We start from the raw sequence: 21088 nt of genomic DNA, 5'->3' as shown, positions 1-21088 counted from the left end.
GCCGCGCCTGACTTAAGGCAATTGATCTTCACGGGCACGGCGGCTGTAGGGAAACAGCCGCCGTCTCACCATCCGGAACAGGGAAAGCGCCGGGCGCTCCACCAGCATGTAGCCGAACCAGCCCGCCAGCAGCGCGCCGGCAAAGGCGCCCGCGATATAGAGTAGATCGTCCAGCAGGCCCGGCGCGCCCAGCACGAAGGGCGCGGCCCAGTCGCCAGCCCCTGCCAGCCAGCGCTGCAGGAAGACCAGGCCGCCAATGGCAAAGATGTGCCCCAGATAGATGGAATAGGACCAGTCGCCGATATGCCGGCCGGCGGCATAGAGCATCTCCAGCGGGCGGCCGAGCGCGTAGATGAGCCCCGGCGCATACCGCCCGCCGAGCCAGCCAAGGCCGAGCACGATCCCCGCCGTAACCGCCCCTGCCGGCAGGGCGATCAGCGTTGCGCTCTGGCGCAGGGCAAGGTCTGCGGCCGGCGAAACGCCCTGCATCTGGTAAACCGCCCCGCAGGTGATCACGGCGGCGGCCACCGGTACCAGCCATACCAGCCGCCCATGCTGTTCCAGCGCGGCAAAGCCATAAACCAGCAGCGCGCCGGGAATGCCGAAGGCCAGCACCCTGCCCCATTGATGGGTGTAAGGCGTCATCTCTCCCTGCAGGCAGAGGCTGGCGGTGAACCAAAGGGCGGCCACAAGCGTTAGGATACCTGAGCGGGCGACAAAGCCCGAACTGACCATCAGCCCGATCATTGCGCCGAAGATGAATTCCATCGTCAGCGGGTGGATGGCGAGAGTGAGGAAATTGATCGCCATGGGCTCTGACAGCCCTAGGAGGGAGGCGGTGACCACCAGCCCGCCCCAGCCGAGAAGCGCGAAGGGGATAGCCGCGCGCGGAACCAGCAGCAGGCAGGCGAACACGGCGTAAAAATACAGCTCGTGCATCAGCGTCCAGCCAAGGCTGAGCACGGGCAGGTCCGGCTGGGGGATCAGAAGAAAAGACTTCATCAGGAAGCCTATCCCCCCGCCATTCTGCACGGCGGCGCGCCAGGCCGGGTCGTCCGCTTCCGGAACATGAAGGAAAATATAGTATGTCGCCGCCAGCGCCGCTGCGGCCCACCAGAGCGGATAGATCCGCGTGATGCGCGCGAAGAGGAACTCCCCCACCCCCGGCAGGCCCGGCTCACCCCGCCGTGTGACCCACACCATGATGAAGCCGGAGATCACGAAGAACAGGTCCACGCCCGCAAAGCCGTTGGCAAAAACGCCGCCGAGTACGGCATTGTCCGCTTTTTCCGCGCCGATCGTGAGGAGCTGTAAACCAACGGCGTGGTAGAAGACTACAAGCAGGGCCGCGATACCGCGAAGAAGCTGGATGGAGTAAAGCTTCATGTCTGGTGGGGCCAACTTCCGGTTCGTTATGTGGATTTTTTTGAAAGTGTAGCAATGGGGTCACGCCCTTGCCAGAGTTTCGACACATCTCGCGCGTTACTCTGGTAAGTATCAACAGCAAACCCATATTGATCGCCATGTCGCACGAAAACACCACCCTGATGAACGAACCGGTCTACGCGCCGCCCAAACCTATTCACGTCCTGCGTAATGGCGTGAATGTCGTTGCTCGCCAGACGCTGGCGGTGACAGGGCTCGGCATGATCGTGCTGGCCATCCCGGTGGGCATCGCCACCCCCTTCCTCCCGATCGGTCTGCCGATGGCGATCGTCGGCGCCGTGCTGCTGGGCCGCAATGCGGTCTGGGGCCGCCGCTGGATGGAAAGCGTCATGGCCCGTCATCCGCAGGTCGAGCGGTTCGCGCCCGGCTGGCTGATGCGCAGCGTGTTCGGCCGCGAAAAGCGGATCGTGTCCAAATAATTCCCTGCGGGGGTCAAACCTGCCCTCTGCCCCTTGCAAGCTGCAGCAAACTTTGCCCTGATACCGGGCAAGGATTAGCTGACTTGCGGGGCAATTATGAAGAAGCTGCTGTTGAGCGCCAGCCTGGGCGTTTGTCTCGCCCTTGGCGCGTGCGGAGGCTCTGGCGATGGGAAGAAGAAGGATGAAGTTCCGCGCGTCTTCGATCCCTTTCCGTCCACCTATGCCGCCTACCCTTCCGCCCCCACGCTGATCACCAATGCCACCGTGCTGGACGGCAAGGGCGGGCTGATCGAGGGCGGCAGCGTTCTGATCGAGGGCGGCCAGATCAAGGCGGTCGGCACAGACCTGACCGCGCCCGAAGGCGCCGTCACGGTCAACGCTGCGGGCAAATGGGTGACCCCCGGCATCATCGACAATCACAGCCATCTGGGCGCCTACCCCTCACCGAGCGTGGACGCGCATGGCGATGGCAATGAAGTCTCCGGCCCGGTGACGGCGGAAGTCTGGGTGGAACATTCGGTCTGGCCGCAGGATCCCGGTTTCACCCGCGCGCTGGCCGGCGGCATCACCTCCCTGCAGATCCTGCCGGGCAGCGCCAACCTTTTCGGCGGGCGCGGCGTGGTGCTGAAAAACGTTCCTGCACGGAGCGTGCAGGAAATGAAGTTTCCCGGCGCCCCGCACACGCTGAAGATGGCCTGCGGTGAAAATCCCAAACGGGTCTATGGCTATGGCCGCGGCTCTTTCCCCGGCGGCGCGCCCTATTCGCGCATGGGCAATGTTGCCGGCTACCGCGCCGCCTGGATCGAGGCGGCCGAGTACAAGAAGAAGTGGGACAAGTTCCTGGACGGCGAAGGCGAACAGCCTACCCGCAATCTGGAACTGGAAACCCTGGCCGGGGCCCTTTCGGGTGACATCCTCGTCCACATGCACTGCTACCGCGCCGACGAGATGGCCGTGATCCTCGATCTCTCCAAGGAGTTTGGCTACAAGGTCGCCTCCTTCCACCATGCCGTCGAAGCCTACAAGATCGCCGACAAACTGGCCGAATACGGCACCTGCTCGTCGATGTGGGCAGACTGGTGGGGCTTCAAGATGGAAGCCTATGACGGCATCCGCGAGAATATCCCGATGGTCCACAATGCGGGCGCCTGCGCCATCGTGCATTCCGACAGCGATATCGGCATCCAGCGCCTCAACCAGGAAGCCGCCAAGGCCTGGTCGGATGGCAAACGGGCCGGGATCGACATTCCCATTGAAATCGCCTGGCAATGGCTCTCGCTCAACCCCGCCAAATCCCTCGGCATCGATGCCAAGACCGGCACGCTTGAGCCCGGCAAGATGGCCGATGTGGTCGTCTGGTCAGCCAACCCCTTCAGCGTCTACGCCCAGGCCGAGCAGGTCTATATCGACGGCGCCCTGATGTATGACCGTAACGACCCGGCCAGCCAGCCGGTGATGGACTTTGAACTTGGCCAGCCCGGCGAAGGAGACAAGAAATGATCCGTTCCCTGATCTCCTCCCTGGCCCTTGGCCTTGCCGCCCTTTCCGTGGCTCCCGCCGCTGCCGCTGAGCCTGTCGCCATCCTCGGCGAAAAGGTGTGGACGGGCACCGCGCAGGGCACGCTCACCAATGGCGTTGTCGTGATGGATAATGGCAGGATCGTCTCGGTCGGCACCGGAGCGGCCCCTGCCGGCATGCCGCAGGTGAAGGCAGAATGGGTCACCCCCGGCCTCATCTCCGCCTTCTCGCGCACCGGCATTGCCGAAGTACCCGGCGAGAAATCTGCCAATGACACCGGCGCGGGCGGCTCGCCCTTCTCTGCTGCGCTGAACGCTGCCGATGGGTTCAACCCCGACGCCACCCCGATCGCCGTCACCCGGCTTGAAGGCTTCACGCGCATTGCCGTGGCGCCGGACGCGCGCGCCAAGCTCTTCGCTGGTCAGGGCTTCCTGGCCGATACAAGCGGCCTGCCCGGATCGGTGTTCAAGAACCGCGCCTTTGCCTTCATCGTGCTGGGGGAACGGGGCGCCTCGCTCTCGGGCGGCTCGCGGCCTGCGGCCTGGGCGGCGCTGCGCGGCGCGTTTGACGATGTGCGCTTCTTCACCGCGCGCTACATGACGCATAATGACGGCAACGTGCTGACCCGCATGGACGCGCAGGCTTTCATGCCGGCGGTGAAAGGCGATCAGCTGATCCTGATCGAGGCCCGCCGGACGAGCGACCTGGAAGCCATCATGGACTTCAAGCAGGAAAACCCGATGCTGAAGATCGCCATTGTCGGCGCCGATGAGGGCTGGCGGGTGGCAGACCGGCTGGCCGCAATGAAGATCCCGGTGATCGTGGACGCCTTCTCGAACCTGCCGGCGAGCTTTTCCCAGCTTGCCGCCACCAGCGAGAACGCTGGCCGCCTGGCGAAGGCCGGTGTTCCGGTTGCCATCGTGAACCTGGATGACAGCAGCCATCAGGCGCGCCTTGCCACGCAGATTGCAGGTAACGCCGTGGCCAATGGCCTGCCCTTCGACACGGCGATGAAAGCGCTGACCACCGTGCCGGCGGAAATCTTCGGCATGAGCGGTCTTGGCGTGCTGGCGCCCGGCGCCCGCGCCGATGTCGTGGCCTGGGACGGCGACCCGCTGGAGATTACCTCGGCGCCAACGGCTGTGTTTATCGATGGGGTGAGCGAACCGATGGAATCCCGCCAGACCAAGCTGCGCGACCGGTATCTGAGCCTCGACCACACGGATCGCCCGCTGGCCTACAAACATTAAAACTGGGCCGTTGTTGCCTTCTGTTCAACTCCCGTAAATGTTCGGCGGGCAAGGTTCAGGCTTCCGGACGCTGATTATGGACGCAATCGCGCGGCAGGGTTTTCCTGCCGTGATGTTGCCGCAATCAGCCGGGATGAGTTGGCGCCGAATGCGACGGGTGGACGGATGATCCTGCAGGTAATCCTTGCGTCTCTAACGATGACAACGGGCACGGGGCCGATGCACGCAGCCCTGGCCGCCACCGAAGCGCCGGAAACCTTCCGCGCGGCGTTTACTGTCGAGCTGCGCTCGCAGGCTGCCCGGCATGTCTATACCTTTGACCCCCGCCTGCCGAAGGCAGAGCGCTGGCAGCTCGTCTCCCGCCAGGGGCAGGATCAGGAGCTGGATGCGGTCGCCGCCAATTGGGCGAGCGAACCGGCCCCCGATGGGCGCCTCTTTCCGGACGATCTGCGCGCCTGCCTTGGCCAGACCGTGCAGGTGGAAACCACCGGCCATGCCTGGCGCGTCGGCTTTCGCCACCATCCCAATTATAATGACAACGAGTTCGACCGCTGGGCCGCCGAGCGGCTGCAGGCCATCGCCCTGCTCGATCCGGTCGGCGAACGTTTCCTGCAGATCGACTATACCCTGCCCAAGGCCGTTAACGGCCCCTCGGGCGGGAAGCTGACAAGATACAATCAGTCCTACATTCTCAGCACCGAGCCGCGCTGGGGTTTCTCCTATGTCTCCGGTTTCAGCATCGACCTGGAAGCGCGCGCCGCCTTCAAGCGCATCACCCGCCGCTATGAAGCCAACGTCACAGACGTGCAGTTCTTCTTCGCCAGCCCGGAAGCCGAGCAGACCTATCTGGCCAACACCCGCGCAGGTCTCTGACAGCACACACCACATTGCGCTCGCCTCGCCGCGCCCTACGATAGGGCGCATGACGATTCACATGGTGAAACTCTGTGTCGGTGCCGATGACATCGACGACCTGGCCGACTGGCAGGCAAGGCTGCTGAAGAAGCTGCCCGCTCCCGTTCACCACACCCGCATGTATCCCAAGCGCGCCGAAGAGATGCTGAAGGGCGGATCGATCTATTGGGTGATCAAGCGCGCCATCCGCGTGCGCCAGCGCATCATCGACATTCGCACGATCAAGGATGAGGAAGGCAAGGACATGTGCGAGCTTGTCTTCGATCCTGAACTCGTGCGCACCTATGCCCAGCCCAAGCGGCCCTTCCAGGGCTGGCGCTATCTGAAACCGGAAGAGGCTCCGCGCGATCTGAAGTCCGGCGCCGAGGCGGTAGACCTGCCCGCTGACCTCGACGCAGCCCTCAAGAATGCCGGTGTCTGGTAGACCTCTGCCTGTCCCGGAACTGTCCGGATTTGTCCTCCCGCTGACCGGCTGAGGCATTGAAAAAGCCGCGCGGCTGGTAGAGAGGAGAAGGGATACGGTTTTCCGGCTTCAGAAAGGTGCTGCCATGCCCCAGTTCGACATGATCCTCCTCACCCCGAAACAAGCTGAAGGCGCCGAGATTCTGGAGCATACCGCCGGCAAGCCGGTGCGTGAAGGCGGCGGTGACGAGACCCATCGCTGCGGCGCCTGCAAGACCAAGCTGATGATCAATGTCGCCCACCACGATGTCCACGGCGTTGTGATCCAGTGCGGCAAATGCGGCCGCCTCAACACCGAAGCCCACCATCACCATCATCACTGACGCTGCCCCGTCGCTTCACTGCAGCGCGAGATAAGCTCAATCGACAGCCGGGGCGGCCCCGGCTAAGGGCTGGAAGATGATGGATTTTCTCAGCACCTACGGGACCATGCTGCTCGCCCTGGCGGCGGCGGGCCTGTTTGCCGGTCTCGTCGCGGGTCTCTTCGGCATTGGTGGCGGCGTGGTGATTGTGCCCACGCTGTTCTTCCTCCTCTCCAACATGGGCTATCAGGAAACAGCGATGCATGTGGCCGTTTCCACATCGCTCGCCACCATCATCCTAACCTCGCTGCGCAGCGTGGCGGCCCATAACAAGCGCGGCGCCGTCGACTGGTATATCATCCGCAGCTGGTCTCCCTGGATCGTGCTGGGCGCGGTGATCGGCATGCTGCTGGCAGGGTATTTCTCGAAGCAGGTGATGCTGGGCATCTTCGGCACGATCCTGATCCTCTTTGCCGCGCAGTTCTATTTTGGCCGGCCGAGCTGGAAGCTGGCGCCCGAGATGCCGAAGGGCATCGTCCGGGCCGTCATCGGCTCAGTGAACGGCGCGCTTTCGTCCATCATGGGCATTGGCGGGGGCACGCTGGGCGTCACGCTGATGACGCTGTGCGCCATGCCCATGCACCGGGCCGTGGCCACCGCCGCTGGCTGGGGTGTCGCCATCGGCCTGCCTGGCGCCATCGCCGCGATGATTGTCGGCTGGGGACGGGACGGGCTGCCGCCCTTCTCCGCAGGTTTCGTCAACCTGCCCGCCTTTGCCCTGATCTCGGTGTTTACCGTGCTGATGGCCCCGGTGGGCGCGGCCCTCGCCCACAAGCTCAATGCAGACCGGCTGCGGCGCCTGTTCGGCATTCTGCTGGCGGTCGTCTCCGCCCGGATGCTGTGGCAGGCGGCGGGCCTCTAGCCGCGCCAGAAGCGGCCGGTAAGCACCACGAACACCGCGACGAATTCCAGCCGGCCGAGCAGCATGGCTGCCGAGCAGACCCATTTGGCAAAGTCTGTGACGCCGGCAAAGTTGGACGAGGGCCCGACAATAGGCCCAAGCCCCGGCCCGACATTCGAGACCATCGTGGCCGAGGCCGAAATGGCGCTCAGCGCATCCAGCCCCGTGAAGGACAGGAGCGCGGCGGCCACCATGAAAGTGGTGAGGTAGAGGAACATGAACACCATCACCGACTGCAGCGTTTCTTCATCCACGGGCTTGCCGGCATAGCGCACCGGCGTGCGCCGGTGGGGCTGCACCATGCGCTGCGACCAGGCGACCAGCGCCTTGGCCGTGATCTCCAGCCGGAACATCTTCATGCCGCAGGAGGCAGAGCCCGCACAGCCGCCCATGAAGGTGGCCAGCAGGAACACGATCACGGCGGGCTGCCCCCAGGTGTCGTAAGCGGTGGAGGCATAGCCTGTGCCGGTCATCACGGAGACAATGTTGAAGGTGGTCTCCGTGATCCCGTGAAAGATGTGATCGAAGATCGGTGGCTCCACCACCGCCTCATGCCAGATGACAATGACGGCGCTGAAGGCCAGCAGCAAAGCGAAATAGAGCCGGGGCTGGGGATCGCGCAGCATCGGCTTGATCCGGCCCTGCAGCACCAGCATCGTCAGCAGCGAAAACGGCAATCCGGCGAGCGCCATGAAGAAGATGGCCGGCCCCATCGCCGGGCGCAGGCTCTCATGACCGAAGGAGGCATCGTAATTGGCAAAGCCTCCGGCGGAGACCGTCGACATGGCATGCACGGTGGCATCAAACCAATCCATGCCCGCCAGGCCGTAGGAAAAGGCGCAGGCGCAGGAAATGATCAGATAGGTAAGGCCCATATAGGCGGCGATATCGGTGATCCTGGGCAGGAACTTGCCGGTGATGTCGGAGCTTTCGATCTGGAAAAGCTGCATGCCGCCAACCCGCAGCTGGGGCAGGATGGCGACGGCGGTGACGACGATGCCGATGCCGCCGATCCATTGCAGGATCCCCCGCCAGAGCAGCAGGCCGCGCGGCATGTTATCCAAACCCGACAGCGCCGTCGCGCCTGTGGTGGTGAGGCCCGAGACAGCCTCAAAGATGGCGTCGGTGAAGGAAATGCCGGACACCACAAACGGGACCGCGGCAACCGCGGGCACCAGTACCCAGACTGCCACCGTCAGCAGAAAGGTTTCCCGCTGGCCGATGCGTGTATCCCCGCCGCGCGCGAGCACCCAGAGCAGAGCGCCGACAAGACCGGAGGCGAAGAAGGAGAACCAGAAGACATGCGCGTCCTCGTTCTGGTCTGCGAGATCGAGCAGCGCGCACGGGACCATCGCCCCGGCAAGGAGGACGGTCATGATGCCGAGAGCGAGGAGGACCGGGCGCAGTTGCATTCGGCGGGCACCTTACGCCTTATTCCCTGAAAAGGTGTCAATATGGGACGGGCCGCCCGCTGCGGGGCTGGGCCCGCCAGTTGACCTAACGGCGCCCGCCCGGCTAGAGCGCTGGCAACCCGTTTCAGTTGCAACCAATCCGGCCCATCATGTTCGATCACCCCTCATTCGACGCCCATGAGGGCGTTCATGCTTTTCACGATGCCGAGAGCGGGCTGAAATGCATCATTGCCGTCCATTCCACCGCTCTGGGCCCGGCGGCCGGGGGCTGCCGCATGTGGAACTATGCCAGCGGCGACGCGATGCTGACCGATGCCCTGCGCCTCTCCCAGGGCATGAGCTTCAAGAATGCGATGGCGGACCTGCCGCTGGGCGGGGGCAAATCGGTGATCTGGGGCGACCCGCGCCAGGACAAGTCCGAAGCCCTGTTCCGCGCCTTTGGCCGGGCGGTCGAAAGCCTGAACGGATCGTACTATACGGCCGAAGATGTCGGCATCGACACCTCTGACATGGCGCTTGTGCGCAAGGAAACCCGCTATGTGGCCGGGCTGGACGAAGGCGCCGCCGCCAGCGGGGATCCCTCCCCGGTCACCGCCATGGGCGTCTATCTCGGCATCAAGGAGGTCGCCAAACGTCTTTACGGGTCCGATGATCTCTCCGGCCGCATCATCGCGGTGCAGGGCGTTGGCTCGGTGGGCGGGCATGTCTGTGAGCATCTCGCCAGGGACGGCGCCAAACTCGTCATTTCCGACATCGACGAAGAGGCCCTGAAGGCCGTCTCGGCGGTGACCGGGGCCACCATTGTGCCGCCTGACGATATCTATGATGTGGATGCCGACATCTTCTCCCCCTGCGCGCTGGGCGCCGTGATCAATGAGAAAACCCTTGGCCGCCTGCGAGTCAAAGGCGTGGCGGGCGCGGCCAACAATCAGCTGATCGTGCCGGAAATGGGCGAGTTCCTGCGCCGCCAGGGCATACTCTACGCCCCCGATTACGTCATCAATGGCGGCGGCATCATCAATGTGGCGGCTGAAATCTCCGGAAACTATTCACGCGAATGGGTCGATGGGAAGCTCAAACGCCTGATCGAAACGCTTGGGCAGGTGCTCGATGAAGCCCTCTCTACCGATCAGCCCGCGAACGCCGTGGCCGACCGGATTGCCCGCAGCCGTATCGCCGAGGCGAAAACCGGCGCGCCTAAGTAGAGTTCCTTACTCAGGAACCATGCCTCTGCTGCTACGTTTATGCTAACATTCCCGGCGGGGGATGATGGCAGGAGCAGGAGAGAACCCATGTCAGTCGTCGCAATGCTTCAGGGCACGCCGGAAACGGATGTCGAGACCACCCAGTCTGCCTTGGCCATGGCCAAACGCATCGGCACCAGCCTGACGGGCCTGTGCGCCCTGCCCGACCCGCAGGCCGCCGTGATGCTCGTCACCACACCGGAATCGACCGGCCTGACGGCGGCTGCGGCGACCAACATCATAGAGCTGCAGAAAGAGATGCTTGAAAAGGCCGAGACCGCCTTCCGGCAGGGGGTTGGCTCTGCGCCCGGCATTGACTGTGTTTTCCTTCACCAGGTTGCCAATGCCGAAGCAGCGGCGGCGAGTGCGGCGACCCTGGCCGATGCGATTGTCTTTCCCCGTAGCGCCGCGCGCAGTGGCGAGCCGCTCTCCATCGCCTTTGACTATGTGATGATGGATGCGCGCCTGCCGCTGGTACTGGCCGGCACGGCCCCCTACACTCCCGGACCGGTCATCATCGGCTGGGACGGATCGAACGGCGCGGCCCGCGCCCTGCGGTTCCATACGCCCCTGCTCAAGGCGGCCGGCGAGGTGATCATCGCCCAAAACCGCAAGGATGCCGAACGTGACGGCGCCCGGCCGGGCATCGAGCCCGGTTCGCTGGAAGACTGGCTGAAGCGGAAAGGTATCAAGACCAGCATTTCGCCTATCGAAGGCGAGGTCTCCGCCGCTCTGCTGGCGCTGGCCAAGGGCAGCGGCGCAACCCTGATCGTGGCGGGCGCCTATGGCCATTCACGCATTGGCGAGCGGCTGTTCGGCGGCACAAGCAAACGCCTGCTGTCTGCCGAGGAAGCCCCGGCCCTGGCCCTCGCCCGCTGATTTCCGTTTCATATTCAGGAGACTGCCATGTCGCTAAAGCGCATATCGCTGCAACTTGCCCTCAATCCCGGCGCCGAGGCCGCGCCCGGCCAGGGCTATACGATCATCGCGCCGCTGACGGCGGAAGGACGCCTTGATGTGGACGCCTGGCGCGAAAACCGCAAAGACGCCCGCGTTTACCGCCTGCATCCCGACCCGGCCGAACGCGCCGATGGCTGGCTGACCCATCGGGGCAATCGCTGGTTCTTCCGCTATGACGAGGAAGAAGAGGGCGACGACGAGCCTGTTCACCGCCTCGGCGACCATATTTTCCGCGAAGGCGAGTACATTACGGTCGAATTCCACGGCGAAACGCCCCTGACTTACAAGGTCATCGACATCGCGGACATCTAAATTCGTGCCAGCGGAGAGGTTCGCGCCGAATGCGCCCAATCTACCGCTTTTGCCCCTTGAAAAATCCCCGGCCCGGCGTAAACACGCGGGCTTCGGGCAGCCCAAGGGCCGCCCGGCGATGGACGGCGGAGTGTAGCTCAGCCTGGTAGAGCACTAGCTTCGGGAGCTAGGGGCCGGAGGTTCGAATCCTCTCACTCCGACCATCGATCCCTGCTGCGGGTCCCGGCCGCCGCTTCTCCCGCCTTCAGAAGACCAGAGACCTGTGGACCATGATGCCCGTCAAGGCGCCATCACCCACGGCAATCGATACCGAATGAGGGATGTGCGCCGCATCTCCGCAAGCAAACACGCCGGGCACGCTTGTTTCGTGCATCTCGTTCCGGCGGATCTGCGTGCCGCTTACCGTTGCCTCCAATTCGCAGCCGAGCTGCTGCGCAATCGGCGTGGCGGGGGCATTGCGCGGCGCCGTGAACAGGCCGGCAAAGCGCAGCCGCCGCCCATCGGCCAGCCTGACATCGGCGCCCCCCTCAATGCCGAAGATAGGCGCTTCTTCAATCCGTACACGGCGCGCCGCGAGTTTCGCGCGCGCTGCCTCGTCCAGCGCGATGGCCCCGTTGACGAGCAGCGTCACCTCCCCCCACTCCGTCAGCAGCTCTGCCTGATGGAGCGACATCGGGCCGGCAGCGATCACGCCGATTTCTCCCTGATCGAGTTCATAGCCATGGCAATAAGGGCAGTGGAACACATGCTGGCCCCAGCGCTCGGCCAAGCCGCTGATTTCCGGCAGGGTATCGCTGACGCCGGTGGCCAGGATCAGACGTGCGCCCTGATGACGCGCGCCATTCCAGCTGCGCACCGTGAAGCTGGCGTCCTCCTCGCTGCGCGCCGCTTCCAGGGCCAGATCATCCAGCCATTGCAGGGTGGGATACGCCTCAAGCTCGCGGCGCGCCTTGCTGGCGATGAGGGCGGGGTCTGCCCCGTCCTGCCCCAGGAAGCCGTGCGACGCTTCTGCCGCGCGGTTCCGCCTCTGGCCCGCATCAATGATCAGAACCTTGCGGCGCGCACGCAGCAGCTGGAGGGCAGCGGCCATACCGGCATAGCTGCCCCCGATGACGATCACGTCATGGCCCATGGGTCTATCCCTTTCGGAGTTTGATTTCCTTGAAACGCTGCGTGAATTCCGCCGACAGATCAGCCAGCGTCACGGACGCAAACCGCTCCAGCAGCAGCGCCTCGGCCTGCGCGAAGGCATCGTCCAGCACCGCATTGACCGACTGCTCGACCAGGCATTCGGGCGTCTCATGCCGGTTGCCGATGGCAAATACGGTAGGCTCGCCCAGGGCCTCATGAAGCTGGCGAAGCGTGACGCTGGCAAGGTCTGCCTCGATCCGCCAGCCGCCGGAATGTCCGCGCTCGGAGCTGACCAGGCCGGCCTCGCGCAGAAGGCCCATCGTGCGGCGCACCACGACCGGATTTGTCCGCATACAGGCAGCAAGCTCGTCCGATGTCATCGGGCGGTCCTGCTCGGCCATGTGCAGCAGGGCATGGAGCACGGAAGAAAGGCGGCTGTCTCTTTTCATGTAACTTCATTTATTACGTTAGTGGCGTCATTCAAGGGATAGCACATAAAAAAGAGCGGCAGGGAAATTACCCCCTGCCGCTCCTGGTCCTGGATCTGCCTTGCGGCGCGAAGGATCAGCCCTTCAGCGCAGCGCGAACTGCTTCAAGCGCGTCATTGGCCTTGTCGGCATCCGGGCCGCCGGCCTGCGCCATATCCGGACGTCCGCCACCGCCCTGGCCACCGATGGCGCCAGCGGCCGCCTTCACCAGTTCGACGGCAGAGAATTTGTCCGTCAGATCTTTTGTAACACCGATCGCGACGCCGGCCTTTCCGCCATCGGTGCCGACAAACACCACAACGCCCGAGCCGATCTTCGACTTGGCTTCATCCACCAGCGCGCGCAGCTCCTTGCCGCCAACGCCTTCTGCCACGCGGGCGATCAGGTTCACGCCATTGATGACTTCCGGCCCGGCCGGCGCGCCGCCGCCCCCGCCCATCGCCAGCTTGCGCTTGGCCTCGCTGAGCTCCCGCTCGAGCGTGCGGCGCTCCTCGGTGAGGGCGGCCACGCGGCGCGGAAGATCCTTGAGCGGAACTTTGAGGCTCTCGGCAACATCTGCGGCAATCTGCGCGCGGCCCTTCAGATAGGCCAACGCTTCGGCGCCGGTTGTCGCCTCGATCCGCCGGATGCCGGCAGACACGCCGCTTTCGGAAATGATCGTGAAGACGGCGATATCGCCGGAGCGGGACACATGCGTTCCCCCGCACAGCTCGACCGAATAGGGCCGGTCACCGTCGCCGGTCTCGCCCATCGACAGCACACGGACTTCATCGCCATACTTTTCGCCGAAGAGCGCCAGCGCGCCCGCTTCGATCGCCTTTTCCGGCGTGGTCACCTTGATGCCCGTTTCGATATTGGCGCGGATCTGGGCGTTGACCTGATCCTCGATCGCCTCCAGCTGGGCCGGGGTGACAGGCGCCCCATGCGAGAAGTCAAACCGGAAACGGTCTGCCTCCACCAGCGAACCCTTCTGCGTGACATGCTCGCCCAGCACGCGGCGCAGCGCGGCATGCATCAGGTGGGTGGCCGAATGGTTGGCCATGATGGCCTTGCGGCGGGCAGTATTGACCGTCATCTGGGCCTTGGCGCCGGTCTTCACCGAGCCGGACACCAGTTCGCCGATATGCACATGCAGATCGCCCGCGCGTTTCTGAACGTCGCGCACGATGAAACGGGCGCCGCCCTCGAAGACGATTTCGCCATGGTCACCCGCCTGCCCGCCGGATTCGGCATAGAAGGGCGTCGTGTCGAACACGAGTTCGGCAGGGCCTGCGGCCAGCGTATCGGTCAGGGCGCCGCCGGTGGCGATGGCCACGAGCTTGCCCTCACCCGACGTGGCGGCATAGCCGGTGAACTTCGTGGCGCCCTTCCCGTCGCGTACGGAGAACCAGATTTCATCCGTTGCCTGATCGCCCGAGGAGAAGCCCCCCGCGCGGCTGGTCTCGCGCTGGGCGTCCAGCGCCGTTTCAAAGCCGGCGACATCCACCTCAAGGCCGCGGCCGCGCAGAATGTCCTGCGTCAGATCAAGCGGGAAGCCGTAGGTATCCGACAGGCGGAAGGCCACATCGCCGGGCAGCGCCGCGCCGGGAGCGAGTTCCGAAACCGCCTTGTCCAGCAGGCTGAGGCCGTTGCCCAGCGTGCGCTGGAAGCGGGCTTCTTCCTGCTCAATCGCCGCTTCAATGGCCACCTTGGCGCGGCCAAGCTCGGGATAGGCCTTGCCCATTTCGGCAATCAGCGCCGGCACCAGCCTGTGCATCAGCGGCTCGCGCGCGCCCAGCATGTGGCCATGGCGCATGGCGCGGCGCATGATCCGGCGCAGCACATAGCCGCGGCCCTCATTCGACGGCAGCACACCATCAGCCACAAGGAAAGCAGAGGTGCGCAGATGGTCGGCGATGACGCGGAAGGACGCGGTCTTGTCGCCGGCAGCCTGCTGGCCATAGACCTCTTCCTCGGCCGCGATCAGCGCCTTGAAGAGATCAATGTCGTAATTGTTGTGAACGCCCTGCAGCACGGCGGCCACCCGCTCGAGCCCCATGCCGGTATCGATGGAGGGCTTGGGCAGGTTGGTGCGCGCGCCGCCTTCATGCTGCTCGAACTGCATGAAAACGAGGTTCCAGATCTCTATGAACCGGTCGCCATCCTGCTCGGCGCTGCCGGGGGGGCCGCCCCAGACCTTGTCGCCATGATCGAAAAAGATTTCCGAACAGGGACCGCAGGGGCCCGTATCGCCCATCGACCAGAAATTGTCGCTGGTGGCGATGCGGATGATCTTGGAATCGTCAAAGCCTGCCACTTTCTTCCAGATGGCAGCGGCCTCGTCATCTTCGGCATAGACGGTGACCAGCAGACGCTTGGCATCAAGGCCGTATTCCTTTGTCACCAGCTCCCAGGCCAGCGCGATGGCGTCATCCTTGAAATAGTCGCCAAAGGAGAAGTTCCCCAGCATTTCAAAGAAGGTGTGATGGCGGGCGGTGTAGCCGACATTGTCGAGGTCGTTATGCTTGCCGCCGGCGCGAACGCATTTCTGCGAGGTGGTCGCGCGGGGCGCGAACGGCTTCTCGGCGCCCGTGAAGATATTCTTGAAGGGCACCATGCCCGCATTCACGAACAGGAGCGTGGGATCATTCTGCGGCACCAGCGGCGCGGAGGGGCGCCGGGCATGCCCGTTTTTCTCGAAAAAGCCGAGGAAAGTTTCCCGGATATCATTGACGCCGTTCATGTGTCGTTTCTGGCCCTTACCGGTTCAACAAGAGGATATGCCGGAATCAGACAGGAAACCGGCACATGATTACACCGGCGATATAAAGGCCCCTTTGCGGCCCGCCAAGCTCGGCGTACCGCAAAGGGGGGAATCTTCCGGTCAGGAGATCAGATAGAGGACCGGAAGCCTTGTCATGTCAGCCTTCGGCGGCTTCGTCGCCGTCATCGCCTTCTTCGGCTGCCATGCCAGCCGAGAGCAGTTCCTCGGCCAGAAGCCCTGCATTCCGGCGGACGGCATCTTCGATCTCGTTGGCCATCGCCGGATTATCCTTGAGGAATTGCCGCGCCTTTTCACGGCCCTGGCCAATCCGCTCCCCATTATAGGAGAACCAGGAGCCGGATTTTTCCACGACATTCGCTTTGACGCCGAGATCGATCAGCTCGCCCGTCTTGGAGATGCCTTCCCCGTAAATGATATCGAACTCGACCTGCCGGAAAGGCGGCGCCACCTTGTTCTTGACCACCTTGACGCGCGTTTGGTTGCCGATGACTTCCTCGCGGTCCTTGATCTGGCCGATACGGCGGATGTCGAGGCGCACGGAAGCGTAGAATTTCAAGGCGTTACCGCCCGTCGTCGTTTCCGGGTTGCCGAACATGACGCCAATCTTCATCCGGATCTGGTTGATGAAGATGACCATGCATTTCGATTTGGAGATCGAGCCGGTCAGCTTGCGCAGCGCCTGACTCATCAGACGGGCCTGCAGACCCGGCAGCTGGTCGCCCATCTCGCCTTCGATCTCGGCGCGCGGCGTCAGGGCTGCCACCGAGTCGATGACCAGAAGGTCCACCGCGCCCGAACGCACCAGGGTATCGGCAATCTCCAGCGCCTGCTCGCCCGTATCGGGCTGCGACACCAGCAGATCATCCAGGTCCACGCCGAGCTTGGAGGCATAGACCGGATCCAGGGCGTGTTCCGCGTCGATGAAGGCGCAGACGCCGCCATTCTTCTGAGCTTCGGCCACACAATGCAGCGACAGCGTCGTTTTGCCCGAGCTTTCCGGCCCGAAAATCTCGATGATACGGCCTTTGGGCAGGCCGCCGATACCAAGGGCGATATCCAGCCCGAGCGAGCCGGTCGAAACCGCCTCGATATCGAGGGCTTTCTTGTCGCCCAGGCGCATGACCGAGCCCTTGCCAAAGGACCGCTCAATATTGCTGAGCGCAGTTTCAAGGGCCTTCTGCTTATCCACGCCGGATTCCTTGTCCACGAGAGTGAGAGCGGGTTTGGTCACGAGTCGTCTCCTTAGGTCTACCATGAGGGCCCGTTTGGCAAGGCCCCCGATTGCCATCTCAATCGCGGATGTACCATGTTTGTTCTGGAGAACAAAGCAGAAACTTGTGAACAGCCTGACTTTCCTTACCCCCCTTTTTCAGGCAAGGTGCGTCTATGCTTACACGACCCGGTTCCGATGGCGGCGAAGCCCGCGTGATTTTTGGAGACAACGACTTCGAGCAGCTATCTGCCGGAAGTTACGTCACATGCGCGGTCACTGGCCGCAAAATCCCGCTCGGCGCCCTGCGCTACTGGAGCGTCGATCTTCAGGAAGCGTACTGGGACGCCGAAGCCGCTTCCCAGAGGCTGGCGCCCAAGCGCTGATGCAGGCCGCAGCCGGCTGCTTTTCCACACCGCTGATTGCCGCGCTGTTGCTTGCAGGGTGCTCGGTAGCGGCAACCCCATCCGAGCCACCCGTCCTGGCGCCGCCGGAAACCGAAGCGGCAATCGCCCCTGAAGAAGCGGCCACCTGTTTCGGCATTCTCAAGCAGGGCGGCCTGATCATCTGCCCGGCTGAGCCAGGTAGTCTTGTCGAGTTCGGCGAGATGCGCCTGAGCGTGGGCGAAACGGGAACGGCGCAATATGGCCTGCCCCGCACCCTGCCGCCGGAAATCGAAGTCCGCCGGGACGGGATCGCCACGCACCTGCCCATCGCGCCGCGCGAGGATGAACTCCGCATCGTGCCCGGCTTTGACTGCGACAAGATCGATGCGCGCACGCCGGCCCAGAAGGCGCATGCCGCCGACAGCTGGACCAAGAAGCAGGCGGGCTTTGCCAGCCTCAATCCGGGCCGGGGCGCGCTGGACGGGTTCATCCTCCCGGCCAATGCGCCGCCCTCTTCCCCCTTCGGGCCGACGCGGAAATATGTCGGCGTCTCCAAGACCAGCGGCAAGCCCTGCGAGTCGCTGTCGGTACATCAGGGGTTTGACCTTGCTGCGCCAGTTGGCACACCCGTGGTCGCCCCGGCCGCCGGGGTCGTGACGCTGGCAGACCCGGATCTTTATTATGAAGGCGGCACGGTTTTCCTCGATCACGGCCATGGCCTGCTATCGGTGTTCATGCACCTGTCGGAAGTCACGGTCGCCGCTGGCGATGAAGTGAGACGCGGCGACCTGATCGCGAAGACGGGAAACACAGGGCGCAGCACAGGCCCGCATCTTCACTGGGCGGTAAAATGGCGTAATCCGGATACGGATAACCGGGGCGGGGACTATTATATCGACCCTGCGCTGCTGCTCGAACTGCCCGTAACCGACTGACGCCATGCCCGGCGCCGCCGTCCCCGCCCGCGAGCCGAATAGCGAAATCGCGCCGTATGTCGCCGCCTGGATCCGCCGGGCTATGGAGGCCGCGCCCCCCGGACATATCCCGCTGCTGTTTCTCTCCGGGGCGCAAGGCTCGGGCAAGTCAACGGCCTTGCACCAGGCTGTTTCGATGCTGCCCGAGCCGGTAGCCGCAGCGAGCCTTGACGATTTTTACCTGAAGAAAGCCGAGCGGGCAGAGCTTGCCCGCCGCATCAGCCCGCTCTTTGAGACGCGCGGCCCTCCGGGCACGCATGATCTGTCCCTGCTGCGCGAAACAGTTGCCCATCTGCGCGCTGCTACGGACACTTCCGGCACATTGATCCCCGCTTTCGACAAGCTCGCCGACGACCGGTCCGCGCGCGAGAAATGTCTGAGCTTCTCAGGGCGTCCGGCAGCCATCGTGATCGAAGGCTGGATGATGGGCGCGCTGCCCGATGCGGGCGCCGCCGATGCCCCGCCGCTCAATGCGGTGGAGGCGGAAGATGCTTCCGGCGTGTGGCGCCGCTATCAGGAAGACGCCCTTGCCGGGGACTATGGTGGGCTGTGGAATAGCGCCGATGGCTTCTGCCACATCCTTGCCCCCGGCTTCGACACGGTGCTGGGCTGGCGGCTGGAGCAGGAAGAGGCCCTCTGGCAAGCGCGCGGCGAGGCTATGCCGCAAGAGCGGCGCGCCTGGGCGGCCCGTTTCATCCAGCATTATGAGCGGATCACCCGCCGGATGCTTTCCGGCGGGCGCCGTCCGGGGGCAGATATTCTGATTGATGCCCAGCGGCGCGTGTGCCTGCCTCACGCTTCATAAAGCCTGCCAAGCTCTCGAATGCCCCCGCCTGCTCGCTCCTGTAATCCCGGATCGGTCTTGCCCCCCGGCGGCAGAGCGCGTCAACACAGGTGATCCGGGAGGCTAATTCCCGTCCGGCGGCATCATCGGGGCGAGATGGCTGTCGATTTCGGAGCTGACCGGTTCGGGCCAGTCATCAGCCGTGCCCACACAGTCGCGCCGGAAGGTGGCATCGGTCCAGTCTACACTGTCAGGGCGGGCCGGGTCGCTGGTCAGGCTCAGCTCCCAATCCATCTGGCAGGCCCGTGTGGCAAAGCTGTAGGTGCAGACGGCAGCAGGCTCGGGATAGTCTTCGTGGCCTTCACCATAGGTGCATTCATAGCCCGCCGCCTGGATCTGGGCCAGCGTTGCCGCGCGGCCGGCTTCCTGCGCGATGCGCGAGAAATCGTTCGCCAGCGCCGCCTGCAACCGCGCGCCTTCCCCATGCTGCCAGTCATTGTCCTGATGAATTCCGGCAACCGTCTGAGGCTTGCCGGCCCCATAGGCGCACGCCGCGACAACCAGCAAAGCCAGCCCTGCAATTCCCACCCTCATGAACCTGCGTCCTCCTCCGTTCACACCGCAATCTGTGCGCCGATTGCGGCGGAATGGAGGTGATGGCTCAGGGTTGAAGGATCGTCGCGCCGGTTGTCTTGCCGCTTTCGAGCGCCTTGTGGGCCTCGGCGGCATCTTTCAGGGCAAAGCGCTGGCCGATGTCTGCCTTGAACACGCCCGCCTTCAGGGCATCAAAGACGAGCCCCGCCCCGCGCGCCAGCGCGCCGGGCGCCTGGATGAAATTGAACACGCCGGGGCGCGTCATCACAAGGCTGCCCCCCTGGGCAAGGCGGGAGGGCGGGATCGGATCGACTGGGCCGGAGGCGTTGCCATAGGTGATGAACCAGCCGCGCGGCTTGAGACTGCCAAGCGAGCCTTCCGCCGAAATCCTGCCGACGCTGTCGAAGGCAATATCAACGCCCTTGCCACCGTTCAGTTCACGCACTTTCGTGGCAACGCCGTCATAGCCGACCACCACTTCCGACGCGCCGAGCGCCTTTGCCTTTTCTGCCTTCTCCGGGCTGGAGGTCACGCCGATCACGCGGGCGCCCAGATGCGCCGCCCAGGGCGTGAGGATAGAGCCGACCCCGCCGACCGGCGCCCAGATCAACGCCGTATCTCCCGGCTGGACCGGGCGGATCTCGAACAGCAGCATCCAGGCCGTCAGGCCCTTCAGCATGATCGCCGCGCCCTCTTCATCGCTGACGAAATCGGGCAGCTTCACCATGCTCGCCGCCGGGCCGGTATAGTGGGTCGCGTAGGTGCCCCCGGCCAGATAGGCCACCCGGTCGCCGGGTTTCACATCGCTCACACCTTCGCCCACCGCCTCGACCACACCGGCCGCTTCAGAGCCAAGCGTCACCGGAAGATTCAGCGGATAGAGGCCGGAGCGGTGATAGGTGTCGATGAAGTTGAGCCCCACGGCGGTCTGGCGCACCAGCGCTTCGCCCGCGCCCGGCGCGCGCGGCTCCATGGCCTGAACCTCGAGCACCTCCGGCCCACCGGTTTTCTGTATACGGATGGCATAGGGGGCGGGCTGCGTCATGGGGTATCTCCTCTTGGGCCCGCTATGAAGCGCATATGCCCGCTAACGTCAATTTTCGATCATTCCGCTCGACAGGCAAATTTGTTCCTGTTATGTTCGATTCGTGGCTGAAGGAGGCAAACATGATCGGCTATGTGACACTCGGAACGACGGACCTCGACCGGGCCGCAAAATTCTATGACGCGATTGCGGAGGAGCTTGGCACACCTCGCATGTTCGCCACCGACACCTTCATTGCCTGGGGCACGCCTGATGGCCCCGCCGGCATCGGCCTCTGCTATCCCCATGATGGCAACAAGATGAGCGTGGGCAATGGCGTGATGGTTGCCCTTCAGGCAAAGGACAAAGCGCAGGTCGACCGGCTGCACGCCATCGCGCTCAGCCAGGGCGGCACCTGCGAAGGCCCGCCCGGCCCGCGCGGGGATACCTTCTATGCCGGCTATTTCCGCGATCTCGACGGCAACAAGCTCAACGCCTTCGTGATGGGGTAAATCATCCCATTGTCCGTACG

The 21088-nt window shown here is 64.1% G+C and carries 22 protein-coding genes and 1 tRNA gene; 15 read left to right on the top strand and 8 right to left on the bottom strand.

Features of this window, described 5'->3' with window-relative positions; genetic code table 11:
• Positions 1-12: 12 nt before the first annotated feature.
• Positions 13-1386 (bottom strand): acyltransferase family protein, encoded by a 1374-nt coding sequence (locus tag ACQKI2_RS14265; protein ID WP_427380270.1) that lies wholly within the window; start codon positions 1384-1386, stop codon positions 13-15.
• A 137-nt stretch (positions 1387-1523) separates the two neighbouring features.
• On the opposite strand from ACQKI2_RS14265, the gene ACQKI2_RS14260 reads away from it, so the two are divergent.
• The 7 genes from ACQKI2_RS14260 (at position 1524) to ACQKI2_RS14230 (ending at position 7234) form a co-directional block, all read left to right on the top strand.
• The gene (locus tag ACQKI2_RS14260) at positions 1524-1865 is read left to right on the top strand and encodes a hypothetical protein (protein ID WP_427380269.1); all 342 of its coding nucleotides are present in this window, start codon (positions 1524-1526) and stop codon (positions 1863-1865) included.
• 96 nt (positions 1866-1961) lie between these two features.
• The gene (locus tag ACQKI2_RS14255; protein ID WP_427380268.1) at positions 1962-3365 is read left to right on the top strand and encodes an amidohydrolase; all 1404 of its coding nucleotides are present in this window, start codon (positions 1962-1964) and stop codon (positions 3363-3365) included.
• Complete coding sequence (locus tag ACQKI2_RS14250) at positions 3362-4633, top strand: amidohydrolase family protein (protein WP_427380267.1); 1272 nt, start codon at positions 3362-3364, stop codon at positions 4631-4633. The genes ACQKI2_RS14255 and ACQKI2_RS14250 overlap by 4 nt, the downstream gene beginning before the upstream one ends.
• Before the next feature lie 165 nt (positions 4634-4798).
• Entirely contained in the window at positions 4799-5506 is a 708-nt protein-coding gene (locus tag ACQKI2_RS14245; RefSeq protein WP_427380266.1) for a hypothetical protein, read from the top strand.
• Between the two features lie 49 nt (positions 5507-5555).
• Complete coding sequence (locus ACQKI2_RS14240; RefSeq protein ID WP_114106354.1) at positions 5556-5972, top strand: DUF1489 family protein; 417 nt, start codon at positions 5556-5558, stop codon at positions 5970-5972.
• 124 nt (positions 5973-6096) lie between these two features.
• Positions 6097-6333, top strand: a complete 237-nt coding sequence (locus tag ACQKI2_RS14235; protein WP_427380265.1) for a hypothetical protein — start codon at positions 6097-6099, stop codon at positions 6331-6333.
• A gap of 76 nt (positions 6334-6409) precedes the next feature.
• On the top strand, positions 6410-7234 hold the full coding sequence (locus tag ACQKI2_RS14230) for a sulfite exporter TauE/SafE family protein (RefSeq protein WP_427380264.1): 825 nt from the start codon (positions 6410-6412) through the stop codon (positions 7232-7234).
• Here ACQKI2_RS14230 and ACQKI2_RS14225 read toward each other — a convergent pair.
• Positions 7231-8685: a TrkH family potassium uptake protein gene (locus ACQKI2_RS14225; RefSeq protein ID WP_427380263.1), complete on the bottom strand. Its 1455-nt coding sequence runs from the start codon at positions 8683-8685 to the stop codon at positions 7231-7233. The two genes, ACQKI2_RS14230 and ACQKI2_RS14225, sit on opposite strands and share 4 nt — an antisense overlap.
• Positions 8686-8834: 149 nt before the next feature.
• On the opposite strand from ACQKI2_RS14225, the gene ACQKI2_RS14220 reads away from it, so the two are divergent.
• The 4 genes from ACQKI2_RS14220 to ACQKI2_RS14205 all read left to right on the top strand — a co-directional run bounded on the left by ACQKI2_RS14220 (position 8835) and on the right by ACQKI2_RS14205 (position 11404).
• Positions 8835-9890, top strand: coding sequence for a Glu/Leu/Phe/Val family dehydrogenase (locus tag ACQKI2_RS14220; protein ID WP_427380262.1), 1056 nt, complete (start codon positions 8835-8837; stop codon positions 9888-9890).
• Positions 9891-9977: 87 nt separating this feature from the next.
• Positions 9978-10808 carry a universal stress protein gene (locus ACQKI2_RS14215; protein WP_427380261.1) on the top strand — a complete coding sequence of 277 codons (831 nt, stop codon included), beginning with the start codon at positions 9978-9980 and terminating at the stop codon, positions 10806-10808.
• A gap of 27 nt (positions 10809-10835) precedes the next feature.
• The gene (locus tag ACQKI2_RS14210) at positions 10836-11201 is read left to right on the top strand and encodes a hypothetical protein (RefSeq protein ID WP_427380260.1); all 366 of its coding nucleotides are present in this window, start codon (positions 10836-10838) and stop codon (positions 11199-11201) included.
• A 126-nt stretch (positions 11202-11327) separates the two neighbouring features.
• Positions 11328-11404 (top strand) — tRNA-Pro (locus tag ACQKI2_RS14205).
• 41 nt (positions 11405-11445) lie between these two features.
• Here the strand turns inward: ACQKI2_RS14205 and ACQKI2_RS14200 are convergent.
• The 4 genes from ACQKI2_RS14200 to recA form a co-directional block, all read right to left on the bottom strand.
• Positions 11446-12333 carry an NAD(P)/FAD-dependent oxidoreductase gene (locus tag ACQKI2_RS14200; RefSeq protein WP_427380259.1) on the bottom strand — a complete coding sequence of 296 codons (888 nt, stop codon included), beginning with the start codon at positions 12331-12333 and terminating at the stop codon, positions 11446-11448.
• Between the two features lie 4 nt (positions 12334-12337).
• Positions 12338-12781: an Rrf2 family transcriptional regulator gene (locus tag ACQKI2_RS14195; protein ID WP_427380258.1), complete on the bottom strand. Its 444-nt coding sequence runs from the start codon at positions 12779-12781 to the stop codon at positions 12338-12340.
• 115 nt (positions 12782-12896) lie between these two features.
• Positions 12897-15542: an alanine--tRNA ligase gene (gene alaS, locus ACQKI2_RS14190; protein ID WP_427380257.1), complete on the bottom strand. Its 2646-nt coding sequence runs from the start codon at positions 15540-15542 to the stop codon at positions 12897-12899.
• Between the two features lie 178 nt (positions 15543-15720).
• Positions 15721-16815 (bottom strand): recombinase RecA, encoded by a 1095-nt coding sequence (recA, locus tag ACQKI2_RS14185; RefSeq protein WP_427380256.1) that lies wholly within the window; start codon positions 16813-16815, stop codon positions 15721-15723.
• Between the two features lie 155 nt (positions 16816-16970).
• Between recA and ACQKI2_RS14180 the strand changes: the two genes are divergently transcribed.
• Genes ACQKI2_RS14180 through ACQKI2_RS14170 form a run of 3 tightly spaced genes read left to right on the top strand, consistent with a single transcriptional unit; the run spans position 16971 to position 18959 of the window.
• Positions 16971-17180, top strand: coding sequence for a DUF2093 domain-containing protein (locus ACQKI2_RS14180; protein ID WP_035598164.1), 210 nt, complete (start codon positions 16971-16973; stop codon positions 17178-17180).
• The gene (locus tag ACQKI2_RS14175) at positions 17180-18115 is read left to right on the top strand and encodes a M23 family metallopeptidase (protein ID WP_427380254.1); all 936 of its coding nucleotides are present in this window, start codon (positions 17180-17182) and stop codon (positions 18113-18115) included. Before ACQKI2_RS14180 ends, ACQKI2_RS14175 begins: the two co-directional genes overlap by 1 nt.
• Positions 18116-18119: 4 nt before the next feature.
• Positions 18120-18959 carry a hypothetical protein gene (locus ACQKI2_RS14170; RefSeq protein ID WP_427380253.1) on the top strand — a complete coding sequence of 280 codons (840 nt, stop codon included), beginning with the start codon at positions 18120-18122 and terminating at the stop codon, positions 18957-18959.
• 102 nt (positions 18960-19061) lie between these two features.
• Here ACQKI2_RS14170 and ACQKI2_RS14165 read toward each other — a convergent pair whose 3' ends face one another.
• Together ACQKI2_RS14165 and ACQKI2_RS14160 are read right to left on the bottom strand one after the other, a co-directional pair.
• Positions 19062-19532: a hypothetical protein gene (locus ACQKI2_RS14165; protein ID WP_427380252.1), complete on the bottom strand. Its 471-nt coding sequence runs from the start codon at positions 19530-19532 to the stop codon at positions 19062-19064.
• Between the two features lie 67 nt (positions 19533-19599).
• Entirely contained in the window at positions 19600-20577 is a 978-nt protein-coding gene (locus ACQKI2_RS14160) for a quinone oxidoreductase family protein (RefSeq protein WP_427380251.1), read from the bottom strand.
• A 122-nt stretch (positions 20578-20699) separates the two neighbouring features.
• Here ACQKI2_RS14160 and ACQKI2_RS14155 point away from each other — a divergent pair, with 122 nt between their 5' ends.
• The gene (locus ACQKI2_RS14155; RefSeq protein WP_427380250.1) at positions 20700-21068 is read left to right on the top strand and encodes a VOC family protein; all 369 of its coding nucleotides are present in this window, start codon (positions 20700-20702) and stop codon (positions 21066-21068) included.
• Positions 21069-21088: the final 20 nt, after the last annotated feature.

Origin of the sequence: Hyphomonas sp. NPDC076881 (assembly GCF_050269995.1) — a bacterium.
In the GTDB taxonomy this organism is placed as follows: Bacteria; Pseudomonadota; Alphaproteobacteria; order Caulobacterales; family Hyphomonadaceae; genus Hyphomonas.
The sequence above is the reverse complement of the archived record's forward strand: the minus strand, read 5'-3'. Positions and strand labels throughout refer to the sequence as shown.

What these genes read in the sequence shown, in the direction of transcription:
- ACQKI2_RS14260 (WP_427380269.1), top strand. Translation starts at nt 1,524, where the DNA reads ATGTCGCACGAAAACACCACCCTGATGAACGAACCGGTCTACGCGCCG.
- ACQKI2_RS14170 (WP_427380253.1), top strand. Translation starts at nt 18,120, where the DNA reads ATGCCCGGCGCCGCCGTCCCCGCCCGCGAGCCGAATAGCGAAATCGCG.
- ACQKI2_RS14225 (WP_427380263.1), bottom strand. Translation starts at nt 8,685, where the DNA reads ATGCAACTGCGCCCGGTCCTCCTCGCTCTCGGCATCATGACCGTCCTC.
- ACQKI2_RS14160 (WP_427380251.1), bottom strand. Translation starts at nt 20,577, where the DNA reads ATGACGCAGCCCGCCCCCTATGCCATCCGTATACAGAAAACCGGTGGG.
- ACQKI2_RS14240 (WP_114106354.1), top strand. Translation starts at nt 5,556, where the DNA reads ATGACGATTCACATGGTGAAACTCTGTGTCGGTGCCGATGACATCGAC.
- ACQKI2_RS14265 (WP_427380270.1), bottom strand. Translation starts at nt 1,386, where the DNA reads ATGAAGCTTTACTCCATCCAGCTTCTTCGCGGTATCGCGGCCCTGCTT.
- ACQKI2_RS14210 (WP_427380260.1), top strand. Translation starts at nt 10,836, where the DNA reads ATGTCGCTAAAGCGCATATCGCTGCAACTTGCCCTCAATCCCGGCGCC.
- ACQKI2_RS14175 (WP_427380254.1), top strand. Translation starts at nt 17,180, where the DNA reads ATGCAGGCCGCAGCCGGCTGCTTTTCCACACCGCTGATTGCCGCGCTG.
- ACQKI2_RS14200 (WP_427380259.1), bottom strand. Translation starts at nt 12,333, where the DNA reads ATGGGCCATGACGTGATCGTCATCGGGGGCAGCTATGCCGGTATGGCC.
- ACQKI2_RS14230 (WP_427380264.1), top strand. Translation starts at nt 6,410, where the DNA reads ATGATGGATTTTCTCAGCACCTACGGGACCATGCTGCTCGCCCTGGCG.
- ACQKI2_RS14220 (WP_427380262.1), top strand. Translation starts at nt 8,835, where the DNA reads ATGTTCGATCACCCCTCATTCGACGCCCATGAGGGCGTTCATGCTTTT.
- ACQKI2_RS14245 (WP_427380266.1), top strand. Translation starts at nt 4,799, where the DNA reads ATGATCCTGCAGGTAATCCTTGCGTCTCTAACGATGACAACGGGCACG.
- ACQKI2_RS14180 (WP_035598164.1), top strand. Translation starts at nt 16,971, where the DNA reads ATGCTTACACGACCCGGTTCCGATGGCGGCGAAGCCCGCGTGATTTTT.
- ACQKI2_RS14195 (WP_427380258.1), bottom strand. Translation starts at nt 12,781, where the DNA reads ATGAAAAGAGACAGCCGCCTTTCTTCCGTGCTCCATGCCCTGCTGCAC.
- ACQKI2_RS14250 (WP_427380267.1), top strand. Translation starts at nt 3,362, where the DNA reads ATGATCCGTTCCCTGATCTCCTCCCTGGCCCTTGGCCTTGCCGCCCTT.
- alaS (WP_427380257.1), bottom strand. Translation starts at nt 15,542, where the DNA reads ATGAACGGCGTCAATGATATCCGGGAAACTTTCCTCGGCTTTTTCGAG.
- ACQKI2_RS14235 (WP_427380265.1), top strand. Translation starts at nt 6,097, where the DNA reads ATGCCCCAGTTCGACATGATCCTCCTCACCCCGAAACAAGCTGAAGGC.
- ACQKI2_RS14215 (WP_427380261.1), top strand. Translation starts at nt 9,978, where the DNA reads ATGTCAGTCGTCGCAATGCTTCAGGGCACGCCGGAAACGGATGTCGAG.
- ACQKI2_RS14255 (WP_427380268.1), top strand. Translation starts at nt 1,962, where the DNA reads ATGAAGAAGCTGCTGTTGAGCGCCAGCCTGGGCGTTTGTCTCGCCCTT.
- ACQKI2_RS14165 (WP_427380252.1), bottom strand. Translation starts at nt 19,532, where the DNA reads ATGAGGGTGGGAATTGCAGGGCTGGCTTTGCTGGTTGTCGCGGCGTGC.
- ACQKI2_RS14155 (WP_427380250.1), top strand. Translation starts at nt 20,700, where the DNA reads ATGATCGGCTATGTGACACTCGGAACGACGGACCTCGACCGGGCCGCA.